13 protein-coding genes and 1 pseudogene are annotated in these 14,152 nt (G+C 45.1%); 13 read left to right on the top strand and 1 reads right to left on the bottom strand.

Annotation, left to right across the window (positions count from 1 at the left end; all coding sequences use genetic code 11):
- Nucleotides 1-133: 133 nt before the first annotated feature.
- From AB4138_RS19685 to AB4138_RS19665, 5 genes and pseudogenes are all read left to right on the top strand, one after another.
- Nucleotides 134-673, top strand: coding sequence for a DUF2971 domain-containing protein (locus AB4138_RS19685; protein WP_372307384.1), 540 nt, complete (start codon nucleotides 134-136; stop codon nucleotides 671-673).
- 214 nt (nucleotides 674-887) lie between these two features.
- On the top strand, nucleotides 888-1,097 hold the full coding sequence (locus AB4138_RS19680) for a DUF3283 family protein (protein WP_004732615.1): 210 nt from the start codon (nucleotides 888-890) through the stop codon (nucleotides 1,095-1,097).
- A 96-nt stretch (nucleotides 1,098-1,193) separates the two neighbouring features.
- Complete coding sequence (locus AB4138_RS19675) at nucleotides 1,194-1,910, top strand: YebC/PmpR family DNA-binding transcriptional regulator (protein WP_010432326.1); 717 nt, start codon at nucleotides 1,194-1,196, stop codon at nucleotides 1,908-1,910.
- 187 nt (nucleotides 1,911-2,097) lie between these two features.
- Nucleotides 2,098-2,262 (top strand): annotated as a pseudogene (locus AB4138_RS19670) (LysR family transcriptional regulator); the annotation flags it as partial.
- 12 nt (nucleotides 2,263-2,274) lie between these two features.
- Nucleotides 2,275-3,150, top strand: a complete 876-nt coding sequence (locus AB4138_RS19665; protein WP_372102629.1) for an NAD(P)-dependent oxidoreductase — start codon at nucleotides 2,275-2,277, stop codon at nucleotides 3,148-3,150.
- A gap of 190 nt (nucleotides 3,151-3,340) precedes the next feature.
- Here AB4138_RS19665 and AB4138_RS19660 read toward each other — a convergent pair whose 3' ends face one another.
- On the bottom strand, nucleotides 3,341-4,021 hold the full coding sequence (locus AB4138_RS19660; RefSeq protein ID WP_372098149.1) for a hypothetical protein: 681 nt from the start codon (nucleotides 4,019-4,021) through the stop codon (nucleotides 3,341-3,343).
- Between the two features lie 356 nt (nucleotides 4,022-4,377).
- On the opposite strand from AB4138_RS19660, the gene AB4138_RS19655 reads away from it, so the two are divergent.
- The 8 genes from AB4138_RS19655 (at nucleotide 4,378) to AB4138_RS19620 (ending at nucleotide 14,141) form a co-directional block, all read left to right on the top strand.
- Nucleotides 4,378-5,058 (top strand): hypothetical protein, encoded by a 681-nt coding sequence (locus tag AB4138_RS19655; protein WP_102320952.1) that lies wholly within the window; start codon nucleotides 4,378-4,380, stop codon nucleotides 5,056-5,058.
- A gap of 46 nt (nucleotides 5,059-5,104) precedes the next feature.
- Nucleotides 5,105-5,803: an ABC transporter ATP-binding protein gene (locus tag AB4138_RS19650; RefSeq protein WP_372102626.1), complete on the top strand. Its 699-nt coding sequence runs from the start codon at nucleotides 5,105-5,107 to the stop codon at nucleotides 5,801-5,803.
- Entirely contained in the window at nucleotides 5,791-7,089 is a 1,299-nt protein-coding gene (locus AB4138_RS19645; protein ID WP_372307381.1) for an ABC transporter permease, read from the top strand. Before AB4138_RS19650 ends, AB4138_RS19645 begins: the two co-directional genes overlap by 13 nt.
- Nucleotides 7,082-7,858, top strand: a complete 777-nt coding sequence (locus tag AB4138_RS19640) for an outer membrane lipoprotein-sorting protein (protein ID WP_065583958.1) — start codon at nucleotides 7,082-7,084, stop codon at nucleotides 7,856-7,858. Before AB4138_RS19645 ends, AB4138_RS19640 begins: the two co-directional genes overlap by 8 nt.
- A 9-nt stretch (nucleotides 7,859-7,867) precedes the next feature.
- Nucleotides 7,868-9,160: a hypothetical protein gene (locus tag AB4138_RS19635; RefSeq protein WP_372307379.1), complete on the top strand. Its 1,293-nt coding sequence runs from the start codon at nucleotides 7,868-7,870 to the stop codon at nucleotides 9,158-9,160.
- On the top strand, nucleotides 9,160-10,194 hold the full coding sequence (locus AB4138_RS19630) for a sensor histidine kinase (protein ID WP_372057701.1): 1,035 nt from the start codon (nucleotides 9,160-9,162) through the stop codon (nucleotides 10,192-10,194). Before AB4138_RS19635 ends, AB4138_RS19630 begins: the two co-directional genes overlap by 1 nt.
- 72 nt (nucleotides 10,195-10,266) lie before the next feature.
- Nucleotides 10,267-11,133 (top strand): LytTR family DNA-binding domain-containing protein, encoded by an 867-nt coding sequence (locus AB4138_RS19625; protein ID WP_171732653.1) that lies wholly within the window; start codon nucleotides 10,267-10,269, stop codon nucleotides 11,131-11,133.
- A gap of 239 nt (nucleotides 11,134-11,372) precedes the next feature.
- Nucleotides 11,373-14,141, top strand: a complete 2,769-nt coding sequence (locus AB4138_RS19620; RefSeq protein ID WP_372307375.1) for a M16 family metallopeptidase — start codon at nucleotides 11,373-11,375, stop codon at nucleotides 14,139-14,141.
- Nucleotides 14,142-14,152: the final 11 nt, after the last annotated feature.

The following is a 14,152-nucleotide window of genomic DNA, read 5'->3' as shown; positions in this document are numbered from 1 at the left end:
GATTTAGGAAACAAAGCCGACTGCCGATGAAGAAAAAACTGAAGATAATTGGCAAATATTATCAAATGGTAGACAAGAATTAGTGGCGCATATTACGAATCGATTAGGTTCTTCAGAAGTAAGGACTGAGTTGATGGGCTTATTCGGAGACAAGTTTGGTATCTTGTCTTTGTCTCGCACTAAACAAAATCTTTTGATGTGGTCACATTATTCCAGTGCCATGACTGGTTACGTCATTGGTTTTGATGAAAGCCACGAATTTTTCCACAGGCCAACTTTATTTGGAGAGCCGACTAAGCCATCACCTGTAAAATACTCGGAATCTCGAATGCAATTTAATGTTCACAGTGGTGATAAACTTGACCTTCTATGCCATAAGCCATTGGATTGGGCGTATGAGCAGGAAGAAAGGTTGTTCCTTTCACTAATGGATGATGAGTTCAAGACAGAACATAAAGACAATTTTGGTAATAGCGTCTACCTCTACCCAATCCCCCCTGAGGCAATTCATAGCGTTTATATAGGAGCTAGAGCATCTTCCGAAATTAAGAGAAAAATTCAACTCGCAATCAGAACAAATAATTTAGATTGCAAAATTTATTTAGGTGATTTGTCTGAAACTGAATACAAAGTAGATTTTTCGGAAGTTGAGCTTAAAGATTTGATAAATTGATACAGTATTTAAAATGTTCCGGGGCTTACTGTGAGCCTTTTATTGGCAAATAACTCGCGGTAACACTTTTCCCAACTCCCCTTAGCTTGACCTGCATCAGTGACTTGCTTGGTTTCGGGTCTCATAAACCCTTTCTGTTACTCATAGTATTGGTTTTATGAGGCTGCTCTATGATATATTTCTCGGCCAAGTGTATTACAGACGAAGGCTAGCAATGTCTATCAACCTTTCACTCCTTCCACCCAGCGAGAAAAATAAAATCGAACTGGATAAGCAAGCATCGTTTCTTGTATGGAAACTGAAGCAAGCGAAATGTGGCCCTGAAGCCATTGTTGAAGAAGCAATGAAGCTAGGTGACCCAGAAGAAAAGGCTTGGTTTGATCAGTCTGTTGAAAAATACAAACGGGTAATGGGTGTCGCATAAACGCAGACAAACCTTGCCCAGCAGTGCTGTAGAATTGAAATGACACAGTAATTTGCTAGAATTTGCACCGTTAATTGAATCAGAGAGAAGATCCCGATGGGAAGAAGTTTTGAAGTGCGCAAGGCCTCAATGGCGAAAACTGCAGGCGCAAAAATTAAAGTTTATTCTAAATACGGTAAAGAGATTTACGTACTGGCTAAGAACGGCAGCTCTGACCCAGACATGAACCTACCTCTTAAGCACCTGATTGCTAAAGCGAAGAAAGACCAAGTACCAGCACACGTTATCGAAAAAGCGATCGATAAAGCGAACGGCGGCGGCGGTGAAGACTTCCAACCAGCTCGCTACGAAGGTTTTGGCCCAGGTGGCACAAGTGTAATCGTTGACTGTCTAACTGACAACGGCAACCGTACTTTCCAAGACGTTCGCCAATGTTTCGTTAAGACTGGCGCGAAAATCGGTGTTGAAGGTACTGTTTCTCACATGTTCGCTCACCAAGCTGTATTCCAGTTCAAAGGCGAAGATGACGAGATCATCCTAGAAACGCTTATGATGGAAGACGTAGACGTGACTGACGTTGAGCTAGAAGACGGTGTAATCACTGTATTCGCTCCAACGACTGAGTTCTTCAAAACGAAGACTGCACTAAACACTGCGTTCCCAGAGCTAACGCTAGACGTTGAGGAAATCACTTTCGTTCCTCAAACAACTACGCCAGTAGCTGAAGAAGATTCTGAGAAATTCCAGAAGTTCTTAGACATGCTTGACGACTGTGATGACGTTCAGCAGGTTTACCACAACGCTGAGCTGTAATATCAATCTATAATTGATAGCTTTGCTCTTGTGAGTAAATGTAGAATACAAAAAACCGAGCCTAGTGCTCGGTTTTTTTATGAACGTTATACCTGATTTTCCTTGATCATCGTTCCATAATGTACGGCTGACAAAGCGTTCTCTGGTCGCGATTTATCGCTGAACTTCATTATATTGTTCGTCTTATCCCGACATGAATCTGATTTAAGTACTCCCTGAGTATCATCGGGGTGATCGCCAAGCGTATTTAGTGTACAAAGAAAGAAAATATCAGCCAAAGGCTTTGACCCTGCTTATTGATGCATTGATTGAGAGTGTTCGATCTTTTCATAGTGATGGTTTGGTCAAATAAAAGGAGAAAGAAATGAAAGTAAGTTTTATCGGGCTAGGCGTTATGGGTTTCCCAATGGCAGGCCATCTAGTCAAAGCCGGTTTTGAAGTAACGGTATTTAACCGCACTCACAGTAAAGCGCTAGACTGGGCTGATAAACACCAAGGTAAAGCGGCAGAATCTGTGGCTGAATGTGTAGCGGAAGCTGACGTGGTATTGGTTTGTGTGGGCAACGATGACGACGTACGCAGCATGACAACCAGCGAAACAGGCGCATTGGCAGCGATGAAGCCAAACGCGATTCTTGTCGATCACACTACAACGTCTGCAGTTCTGTCTGAAGAGCTTGAAGTGGCAGCGAAGCAAGCCGGTATTCGCTTTATGGATGCACCTGTATCTGGTGGCCAAGCGGGCGCAGAAAATGGCGTGCTAACCATCATGTGTGGTGGCGAACAAGCGCTTTTCAACGACCTTCAACCTGTGTTCGAAGCTTACGGTAAGTCGTCAGTTCTTATGGGTAAAGTCGGCCAAGGCCAACGCGCGAAAATGGTTAACCAGATCTGCATTGCAGGAGTGTTGAATGGCTTATCTGAAGGCTTAGTGCTTGCTGAAAAATCAGGTTTGGATATCCCAACTCTGGTTGATTGCCTTAAAAACGGCGCTGCTGGCTCATGGCAGATGGAAAACCGTGCTACCACAATGGCACAAAACAAGTTCGATTTTGGCTTTGCAATTGATTGGATGATCAAAGACTTAGGTTTCTGTCTAGATGAAGCTGAGCGCCAAGGCATCCAGCTTCCACTGACTGAAAAGACCAACAACGCCTACAAGGCACTGTCTGCCGAAGGACAAGGCCGCATGGATACATCAGTATTGATGAAAGCCGTGGTTGAAGAGACAAAGAAGTAGAAAGCTAGAAGTAATAGAAGCTTCGCTTGGATAATTAAAAATAGCCGCTGATTAGCGGCTATTTTTGTTTGGTTTGAACTCTTTTAAACGTATTGAATTTTCTGTTTGATTCCTAATTCAGCAATCTATGAATTATCAATGGGACGAAAATCGTTAAAATAGATGTCCAAAATTGATGATTTAAATGAGTTTATTCACCTTTATCGATTTGCTCTTTCTGAACTTGATTGGCTTTCTGTTTAACTGCTGATGCTTTCTCTTCGGTTGCTTTCTTGATTTGAGTTGATTTTTCAACGGCTTTTTCTGAGGCTTTTGAAGAGTAGTGTTTCAAGATTACATCTAATGCCTCGAAGCGAGGGTGAAGTTTGTAACCTACAAACATAAAAATGTTTAACGAAATGAAGCCAAGTAGTAAGGCGACAATGCCAATATTTGCGCTTTGTAGAGCTAATTCAATGATCTGTCCCAGTTCACCACCACGACGCCCCCCCATCATTTGCGCCATTTCATTTAAATCACCGATGGCTTGAAACAAGTGGTAATAAAGATACGCTAATGACACTGCACCAATGCCTTTTGCTACGATTTTTGGTAAGCCAAGAGCGCAGGATGCTGAGCCTACAATCATTAGTAAGACTATAGTGAACCCGTAGACATCTAAACCTGTAATTGATTCAGACACTCCCCACATTTTGATAGTAATTGCAGGTAAGAAAGACCCAATTGCAACGAGACCATATGATGCAGTTCCAAGTTTGTTTAGAACTTTTGGCGTTTGAGTTTCGTTAGCATTAACTGTTGTTGCTTCCATGATATTGATAAATCCATAACTAATTTGATATAAACATTGAACCATTTCAATGCGCAACAAGATTGTATTAACTTTGTCTCGTATTTTAAAGCTGTAAGTGGTTATGCGAATGATTTATTTCAACAATTACTCATCGATCTCCTGAATCACCGTTTCTATTCCGAAGATTACAAAAACGATACATAGCTCCAATGTATCAGGTATGTTTATGTCTACCCAGTATGAATAATTAGTAAATATGGGTTGTGCAAAATAAGCACGACTTTTACTGAAATACAATAACTGAATCCTATATCCCCACTCACACCGCCTCTCAACCATTCACTCCTCATTATTACCATTCGTCGCATTGGTAAAACTGCGCGACAAATTCTAGTTAACCTTTCAACGTCAACATTTGAAAGGGATTAGAAATTATGACTACTTCACACTCATTTAATTCAGGCTCTACCGCTTCTCTGCTTAAGCGTTCATTACTGATTGCACTTGTTTCATTCGCACCCACTTTGGTGCAGGCCAACCCGAGTTCAGACGTGCTCGATATCTATAACCAAGCCGCGCAAGGCAATGAAGATTTGGTTGAGGTGGCGTATGAACGCCTTAACGAAACCTTACAACAAGACGGAGCGACACCACTGACCTTGGTTTACCTCGGAAGCACAGAAACCCTGATGGGGCGTGATGCGTTCTTACCTTGGAACAAGATGAAGTATGTGGAGAAAGGCTTATCAACCATTGATAAATCACTGGTGCTGCTAAAAGACGAAGACCAACCGATTCATGAGCAACCTCGTGTTCAAGGGCTGCCAGATTCTTACTTAACTCGCGCAATGGCCGCGGTGACTTACACCTCGCTACCAGACATGTTTAACCATTTTGATCGTGGTTATGACCTGTTCCTCGCGTTACTCGCGGAAGATGATTTCCAACAGCAACATTTCGCTGCGACATCGTGGATTTACCGTTACGCCATTACTGCATCGATTCGTGCTGAGGACTTCGAGCAAGCACAGGTGTGGCTTGAAAAGATGGAAAACACCGATGCTGGCAACATCGAAACGATGACTGCGAAGGCCCTAATAGCGAAAGCGAAATAAAGGGCATGGAAGCTAAACAGTTGGTTAGTAATCAGAGGAAAACGGGATGATTGAATTTAAAGATATCGGCAAAGCATATGTCACAGGCGGTCAACGTGTTGATGCATTAAACGGGGTCGATGGCCATATCCAGCGCGGTGAAATGGTGGCGTTGTGTGGCCCGTCGGGTTCTGGAAAAAGCACACTTTTGAATATTCTTGGTTTGTTGGATATGAGCTATCGAGGACAGATCAATATTGATGGCCAACCGTATCCGACAGAGCAAATCGCCGCTGCACGCTTTCGCCGTCAGTCGTTGGGTTTTGTATTTCAGCGCTTCAATCTGGTTCCAGTGATGACGGCACTTGAGAACGTGGCCTACCCATTGATGTTGAACCAATGTTCGAAACAAGAACAGCAGACCAGAGCACAAGAGATGTTGGAGCGTGTTGGGCTAGGCGAATATGTACATCATCGCCCAGACAATCTTTCAGGCGGCCAGCAGCAACGTGTCGCGATAGCCAGAGCGCTAATCCACAACCCAAGCTTAGTCATTGCCGATGAGCCGACCGCTAGTTTAGACAGTCACACCGCCAACCTTGTGATCGACATTATGAAAGAGCTCGGCCATGAAATGGGCACCACCTTTATTGTCGCAACGCATGACCCAAGAATGGCGCAGCGTTGTGACCGAGTCATTGAACTTATCGATGGTCAACTGGCGCCACAAGTCACAGCAACGGAGGCTATCTCATGGGCAAGTTAACACAAAGAATGAGCACTTTTTTGCTTCCTACCTCGGTGCGTTTGGCGTGGCTTAATTTATTGAGAAACGGTCGCCGTAGTCTGCTTTCGGTATTGATCATCGCAATTGCCGTATTTGCGCTGACCTCGGCTGGAGGTTATGGGCTTTATACCTATGAATCTCTGCGTGAATCGACCGCGCGCGATACTGGTCATCTTACTTTGAGTACGCCGGGATATTTTGAGCAAGATGAAGACATGCCGCTGAGCAATGGTCTAGACAATGTTCAAGCCCTAACCAAGAGCATTATTGGCGACAGCGACGTGCGTGGTGTGCAGCCTAGGGTCTATTTTAGTGGTTTGGTGTCTAACGGCAGCAAATCGACCATTTTTATGGGAACGGGTGTCAATGAGCGTGAGTTCGACATGAAAGGTCCTTTCTTAGATGTGCGCAGCGGTCAGACCCTCTCGGATGTGAAATCTCCCAGATACGACAGCCAAGAGCCACAAGTGATGCTGGGAACTGACCTTGCTCGTAATCTCAAAGTTGCCGTTGGCGATTGGGTGACACTGCTCGCGACTACCAGTGACGGCGCATTGAACGCTTTTGATTTTAAGGTGCAGGGTATTTACTCGACAGGAGTGCCTGAGCTGGATAAGCGTCAGTTATACGTACACATCACCACTGCCCAAGAGCTTTTAGCGTCAGATAAAGTCAGTACCTTGTCGGTGTTTCTATTTGAAACAAGCAAGACCTCGACCGTTCAACAGCGTATCCAAACAGCTTTAGATCGAAATAGTGCGAGCCAAAGCGATCAAGGCACAGAGATCGAGATCACCCCGTGGCAAGGTCGCGCGTTCTTCTACACCAAGGTTAAAGACCTTTACGACCGTATCTTCGGCATCATGGGCGCAGTGATGGCATTGGTAGTGTTCGTATCTTTGTTTAACACCATGACCATGTCGGTGACCGAGCGAACTCGTGAGATTGGCACTTTGTCGGCACTTGGCAGTTACCCTTCTGAAATCGTGGCGGGTTTTCTAAAAGAGGCGGGCTTACTGGCGGTAATTGGCAGTGCGATAGGCGCACTAGTGAGCGGTTTAGTGTCGGTGTTATTGCTGGTGATTGATGTGCAAATGCCACCACCTCCGGGAAGAACCGAAGGTTACCCACTCAATATTTACTTCTCATTGGAATTGGTTGGTTACGCCACCTTGGGTGTACTGACGATCTGTTTGCTAGCCGCTTATTTCTCTGCTCGCAAAGGCGTAAATAAGCCAATCACGGAGGCGCTGGTTTATGTATAAATTTACTCGTTCACTCACTATTTTAGGTTCTGCGTTGGCTCTAGCATCGGCACCAAGCTGGGCTATCGATTCACAGCAAGTTACCGAGATGATTGCTAAGGCAGACAGCTACCGTTTGAACAGCGAACAGGCATCAAAAGTGGTATCTCTGGTCGCGCTATATCAAGACGAGCAACTAGACAAAACCCGCGAATACAACGTCTACACAAGACCAAACCGAGAGTCGCTGGTCGTGTTCAAGTCTGCGGTCGAGGCGGGTCAAAAGATGCTGATGATAGAGGACAACTATTGGTTACTGATGCCGAAATCGCGCCGACCTATCCGAATCACACCAATGCAGAAACTCTTGGGTGAAGCTTCGGTAGGGGACATTTCGACGCTCACTTGGAGCGAAGATTACCAAGGTAAGTGGGTTGCCGAGCAACAGGTTGAGAGGTCGACTGGCGAGACACTCGATACTTATCATCTAAAGCTAACGGCGAAAACCAAGGGTGCCAGCTATCAATCGATTGATCTGTGGTTAACGGCAGACCGAGCGTTTCCTGTTAAAGCGGATCTGTATCTGCGTTCTGGAAAACTGGCCAAGCAAGCTTGGTTTACTGAAGGCGTGCGAGATGGCTTGCCAAGTGTAGTTTCGATGACTTTGCTCGATAAGATTCAACCAAGTAAGAAAACCGTGATTGAGTACCGCGAGGTAAGCGAACAAGCTTTAGCGGACAAATACTACAACCCTGCTTACTTATCACGTAATAGCGTGTCTGGGCTTTAGGTGGGTGCCATGAAAGCTTCTAGTCGTCGATTCCACATCAAGCCTTTAATCGTTACTTTCCTTGTGCTGCCTTGTATGAGTAATACGACTCAAGCGGACGATCTGAACCTAGCCTGGGACTGGCAATTGAGTGCTGAGGCCGTTGAATCGAGAGAGTCGCCATTTAACCCTTTCGTATCTGACAATCGCCAGTCACTCAATGGTTTTTTGGATCTTGAGGTTGGATATGGCAATTGGCTTGGCCTGTTTGCAATGAAAGCCAACGACATTTTGAGCAATGACCCACAGGGGAATGAGGCGAGCTTTGAATCGGAATTCATTGTGCGCGAGCTGTTTTGGCAAGGTGGTGTTGAACTGTCTAATTCAGCGTTCGGTGACCACTATCTTGATGTCACGCTTGGCAAGGTTCGTTTGGATTGGGGCGTGGGCTATGGCTATCGACCGTTAGACATCATCAAACCTTACCGACAAAACCCAGTGGGCATTGTCGCAGAAGAGGGCGCAGGTATTGCCTCGGCGTCACTGTTCGATATGACGGGCGAGTGGACACTGCTTTACAGCGATTCGTCATGGACTTCCCAAGATGTGAATGAATTCGAAAAGCAGAATCAGCAACAAGGCTTTGGGATACGTCGTTACAATCTGGTTGGCGACCACGAATATCAATGGATCGCTTATTACGACGATGTACGCCACGGCTTGCTTGGAGCGAGCTTGGTGTCGGTATTAAATCTCGCGTGGGAGTTTCACGGTTCGATGGTTTATCAGCGACAAAGTTTGGGTTACAGCCAGCCTAACTCACTGCATAAACCGGTTTATCTTGAAGAGCAGGGCGAGGCTTATCAAGCGTTAGCAGGATTAACATGGGCCAATGACACGGGCCATAATGTGGTGCTGGAATACTGGTTTGATAGCCGTGCTTGGAGTCATTCTGAGTGGCAAAGCGCGATAGAAAGTGCAGAGTCTTTGTCGGTTAATCCGATGACATCTTCGTTGGTAGGTTCTTATGCTCAAGGTTATCAGCACGCCAATTTGGTTCAACACAACATCATGTTTCATTGGTCTCTGGATTCGACACATGGCTGGCTTGAAGATATCACGCCAACATTCGATGTCATGTTGTCTCCTCAAGATGGTGGTTTTATTGCGACTCAGTGGCTCAATTATCAGGCTTTAGATAATGGCAATTCATCGTTGGATTTGGAACTTGCTGCACGCTTTCTAGGTGGTAAAAGTGATTCTGCTTACGCCAGTTTACCCGATAGTCATATGATTCTCTTAAATATCAAAGGACGATTTTAATGGACACTTCTTCAAACAGTCGATTTTCATGGATTAAGAGTTTCGCGTTCACCACGCTATTTTGTGTTCTTATTGCGATTACAACCCATACGATTTGGGGCGGCGGATTAACGGTTAACCTGGCAATCAGTTTTGGCTTTGGCTACAGCGCCGTGGGTTCTTCTTTCATCTTGGTGAAGTTGTTTAAGAGGACATCTCGAACGCTTGAGGTGGGTATCTCAATGGTGATCGCGATGACCTTTGGTACCTTGAACGCACACTATTGGTTGAACGGGTATTTCGGGGCTAATATCTCGGACCTTAAATCTGTAGTCTTGCTCGGTGTGATCTTCTGTTCGGTTTGCTATTACTATTTCTATACTCGGGAGCAGCAGTTACGTGCCGATAATGAATTAGAGGTGGCGAAGCGTCGCCAATCTGATCAAGAAAAGGTCGTTGTACTTAGCCAGTTAAAACAGCTGCAAAGCCAAATTGAACCGCACTTCTTGTTCAACACGCTTGCGACCATCAATGTATTGATTGAGAGTGACAGCGCGAAAGCCAAGTTGATGCTCGAAAAACTGACTGACTTATTACGTGTAACTCTGAAAAACAGCCGCACCGAGCAATCGACCATCGCACAAGAGGTCGACTTGTTAGACGCTTATCTTAATATCCAAAAGATACGCTTGGGTGAGCGCTTAACGTTCTCGATTGAAATACACGAGATTAGCGATTTGCAGGTGATTCCACCGTTCTTGATTCAACCTTTGGTCGAGAATGCACTCACGCACGGCATCGAGCCCAAAGCCGCTGGTGGCCAAGTGAATATTCGTATTACTCAACAAGCACAGCAGCTAAAAATTGAAGTGGCTGATAATGGCGCTGGGTTGAAAACGCCTTCTGCGAATACGGGTCACGGTGTTGGGTTAAGCAATATTCGTCAAAGAATCGAAACCCTGTATGGTGATAAGGCGAGCCTAACGATTACTGAACACGCTGAAGGCGGGGTAGTCTCGACGATCTTGTTACCGTTGACTGAGGCAGCCGCCTAGAATTACAGATCAGAAAACACCGAACAGTGACGCAAAATAGACGATTTACAGTGTGAATTTAAAGGACTAACCATGAACAACCCAACAGTACAGCCGAGCGTAACGGCGATAATCGCAGACGATGAAGCACTGTTAAGGCACCACTTAGACAAGAGCCTTGCTGAGGTTTGGCCGGAGTTAGAAATCGTCAGTAAAGCACAAAACGGTTTGGAGGCGATGGAGAGTATTCAGCAGCTTAAGCCCGACGTGGCTTTTCTCGATATTCGTATGCCAGAGCTGGATGGAATCTTGCTGGCGAAGCAACTCAACAAGCTAGATTCACCGCCATTGATTGTGTTCATTACGGCTTATGACGAATACGCAGTCAAAGCTTTTGAACATAATGCGATGGATTACCTGCTGAAACCCATTAATGAAGAACGCTTACTGGCCACATGTCAGAAGGTGCAAGCGCGTTTGTCGAGCAACCAAACGCAAACAGGTAGCACTCCGGAACAGCCCGATATCACAGCGTTAATGGCTCAGCTTCAACAGCTATCACAATCGACTTCCCAGCAAACGCAGCCTCCTTATCTATCGCAGCCCCTTTATCAACAGCAGAAGAAACATCTAACGTGGCTCAAGGCTAGCGTTGGAGAAGACATTCACCTTATCGCCGTCGATGATGTTGCTTACTTCAAAGCGGAAGACAAGTACGTGTCTATATTCAAAAAAGGCCAAGGCGGTTTGCTAGAGGAATTTATTCTTCGCGTGTCTCTAAAAGAGCTGATTGCGCAGCTTAACCCAGATGAGTTTTGGCAGATCCATCGCTCGGTGGTGGTTAAGGTGTCGGCCATTGATAAGGTGAAGAAAGGGCTCTCAGGCCAGATGTCGGCGTATGTGTCAGGGGAAAAGCTACCGATCAGCCGTGCCTCGCAAGCGTTGTTTAAGGGTATGTAGAGAACTGGCTGAAATTTATGTAGCTTATTGATTTTAAATAGATGTAGTTAGCGAGTCTAAAATCGATTTAATAGGCTCTTATCTAAATGCCTATTTAAATGAGCACAGCGATCTTACATAACGATTTATGATTTATAAAATAAAGATCTAGATCACAAAGATACCCATCAGGTTCAATATTAAATAATAATCGTTAGCTCAATCTGTATATTGTCGATGAATGACATTAAGAGGTTGTTATGAAAACATATTATTTAGCGACGGCTCTATGCCTCACCTTAGTTGGCTGTAGCTCAACATCAAAAACTACCGAAACGCCAATCCAGCCGGATCCGGCATGGACTTCAGGCCAACTAGAAAATGGCCTTACTTATCATGTTTATCCAGATCATGAAGAATCCGTATCTGTTCGTTTAGTCGTGCACGCCGGTTCGATTCAAGAGACTTCTCAACAAGAAGGCTACGCGCACTTTTTGGAACACATGGCATTCAATGGCAGTAAGAATTTCTCTCAAAATGATGTGATTCGTCTATTCGAAGACGCAGGCGCTAGCTTTGGTGCTGATATTAATGCCTACACTTCTTATGAAGAGACGGTCTACCAGTTAGATTTGCCAGATAACATCCAATTGCAGTCTGCTTTGACGTGGATGCGTGACATTGGTGATGGCCTGGATCTATCAAGTTCAGAAGTCGAAAAAGAAAAAGGCGTGGTTCTTGGTGAGTTCCGTATGGCTCGCCTCGATGATAAGTCATTCGGAGATATATATTATGATTACTTCGTTGAAGGCGGCCCGTACGAATCGCAAGATGCATTAGGGACTAAATCGTCGATCGTGAATGCTACTCCTCAAGGCATCACCAACTTTTATCAGACTTGGTATCAACCTCAAATAGTTGAGCTGGTCGTTTCTGGTGATGTGGACATCAAAACTGTGATTCCACTTATTGAAGAAAAGTTTTCTAGCTGGGAGCGTGGCGATACGCCGAGACCAGAGAAACAGAAAATGACCTCATTCAATGAAGATGATTATGTTGAGTACGCAGGAAGAGAAGCGCCAAGCATCACTCTGACGTTTAACCGAGGTTTAAATAGAGTTGAAAATCATGCTCAGCAGCATCAACGTTGGTTAGATGAAACCTCTCAACAGTTGATTCGACAACGATTAGAAGCAGTATTTAATGATGCCGCGCTGCCGACTCAATGGATAGCGTCTGATGGCTATCGAATGGGTGCTCTGCACTATTCGGCAATAAGTGTTGGGTTTCCGGCTGGAGACCGTGAAGTAATCCAACAAGATCTGCTTTCTACATTGGCGTCATTGCGTGATTTTGGTGTTTCGGAAACGGATATTGTTGGCGAACAGCACTACTATCAAGACTTACTCGACAACATCGAGCATGACTGGGATAAAATGGATAGCGTTGAACACGCGAACTACAAAGCGAGTGCGTTAGTCACAGATCGAATCGTCCAATCACAGAAAGACTATCAAGTAAGTTTGGAAGCTTTCATTGCTAACTTGAGCCTTGAAGTGATTAACGACAACATCAAGAATCTACTTTCTGATGATTACTTTATTGTTATTGGGATGGACGACAATGAAGACAGAACAGCGGTCATTAACTCTCTAGATAGCTTAAAAGCCACGTATAGCGAGGCGGGAGTTCCGCCGCTTGCGATTGGAACAGCCAGTGCCTTTGCTATACCTAGCTCGCAAGGTGAGGTTGTACTTGCTGAACAAATGTCCGTAGACCCATATATCCAAAAGTGGACGTTAAGCAATGGTATCGATATGTGGTACCTGCGTGATTATGTGGCAGGTGATGATGTTGGGGTGATGTACATGAGCCTCGGCGGAAAAGCCGCTTTGGATCCGAGCTTGTACCCAGCGGTTGAGGTTGCGTTACCTACCTTCGCTCGAAGCGGTGCCGGTGAGTTTACGGGCTCTGAGCTTTTAGCGTACTTTGATCGTGAAAATATTCGCGCCGATTCCTTCATTGGGAATACTCGTCATGGTATTGAATTTAATATTAACAAAGATGGGCTTGAAGACACGTTTGCTGCGCTTTATACCTTCATCACTGCGCCTAAAATTGTTCCCGAGCAGTTAGAGGCAGTGAAGCAGGAGTTTGTACAAGGTCAAGAATCTTTCTTGAGCAGCCCTGTTGGCCAGTTTGAGCGCGCAAGAAACCAGAACATCTATGGTCAGGATAGTCGCCACCTCTTTGTGGATAAAGAACGTGTTGAAGCGGTTTCTGTGGAAGACATCGCTAATCTTCACCAGCAGCTGTTTGGTCAAATGAGACATAACCAATTGGTTATCGTGGGTGACATCGACCCAAGTGAATTAAAGCCTTTGGTTCAGCAATACTTGGCTTCGATTCCATTAGAGAAAGCCGAGGTTCCTGACTTTAAGGTGGCTTACAAGAAGCCATCAGAATCACGTATTGATTTAGCCATCAACAATGTGAATAGCGCAGAGTACGTTTTACGAGTTATCTCAGAGCCTGAAACTGAAGAAGGCTATACGGAAAAAGACGTCTTCATGGAAGGGTTCCTGGAACGCCTGTTGGCGACTCGCTTAGATGCTTATATTCGTGAAGAGTTGAGTTTAGATTACTCACCCTATACGTATTCAGCATCCGCAGACAGCGAGTTGAGTCATGAGTGGGTTATTGGTGCGATGATAGCGCCTGAGAACGTTGATAAAGTGGAAGTGGCGATCGACAAGGTGATTGCAGATCTTCTACAAGGTATCTCGGAAGAGGAAATGCGAGCGGTAGTGAAACAGTTTGAAGCTGACTTCACGCCTCTCGAGATGAGCTCTATCGACCAAGCGTGGTACCTGTCTCGTTATTTACTTCATGGTTACGACATCGAGGCTTTGTCTCAAGTTGAGCGTGTTGCGAGGTCGATCACTGCGGAAGACATGAATCAACTTGTCCAACGCATCTTTGGTGAAAATAGTCGTAAGGTTAAGAACATCATGCGTCCTAAAGCCTAAAGCCTAAAGCC

The organism is Vibrio sp. 10N.286.52.C3 (assembly GCF_041468865.1).
GTDB classification, from domain to species: Bacteria; Pseudomonadota; Gammaproteobacteria; order Enterobacterales; family Vibrionaceae; genus Vibrio; species Vibrio crassostreae_C.
Note: the sequence above shows the minus strand (reverse complement) of the source record. Positions and strands in the feature narration are given on the sequence as shown.

What these genes read in the sequence shown, in the direction of transcription:
- AB4138_RS19685 (WP_372307384.1), top strand. Translation starts at nt 134, where the DNA reads ATGGGCTTATTCGGAGACAAGTTTGGTATCTTGTCTTTGTCTCGCACT.
- AB4138_RS19680 (WP_004732615.1), top strand. Translation starts at nt 888, where the DNA reads ATGTCTATCAACCTTTCACTCCTTCCACCCAGCGAGAAAAATAAAATC.
- AB4138_RS19675 (WP_010432326.1), top strand. Translation starts at nt 1,194, where the DNA reads ATGGGAAGAAGTTTTGAAGTGCGCAAGGCCTCAATGGCGAAAACTGCA.
- AB4138_RS19665 (WP_372102629.1), top strand. Translation starts at nt 2,275, where the DNA reads ATGAAAGTAAGTTTTATCGGGCTAGGCGTTATGGGTTTCCCAATGGCA.
- AB4138_RS19655 (WP_102320952.1), top strand. Translation starts at nt 4,378, where the DNA reads ATGACTACTTCACACTCATTTAATTCAGGCTCTACCGCTTCTCTGCTT.
- AB4138_RS19650 (WP_372102626.1), top strand. Translation starts at nt 5,105, where the DNA reads ATGATTGAATTTAAAGATATCGGCAAAGCATATGTCACAGGCGGTCAA.
- AB4138_RS19645 (WP_372307381.1), top strand. Translation starts at nt 5,791, where the DNA reads ATGGGCAAGTTAACACAAAGAATGAGCACTTTTTTGCTTCCTACCTCG.
- AB4138_RS19640 (WP_065583958.1), top strand. Translation starts at nt 7,082, where the DNA reads ATGTATAAATTTACTCGTTCACTCACTATTTTAGGTTCTGCGTTGGCT.
- AB4138_RS19635 (WP_372307379.1), top strand. Translation starts at nt 7,868, where the DNA reads ATGAAAGCTTCTAGTCGTCGATTCCACATCAAGCCTTTAATCGTTACT.
- AB4138_RS19630 (WP_372057701.1), top strand. Translation starts at nt 9,160, where the DNA reads ATGGACACTTCTTCAAACAGTCGATTTTCATGGATTAAGAGTTTCGCG.
- AB4138_RS19625 (WP_171732653.1), top strand. Translation starts at nt 10,267, where the DNA reads ATGAACAACCCAACAGTACAGCCGAGCGTAACGGCGATAATCGCAGAC.
- AB4138_RS19620 (WP_372307375.1), top strand. Translation starts at nt 11,373, where the DNA reads ATGAAAACATATTATTTAGCGACGGCTCTATGCCTCACCTTAGTTGGC.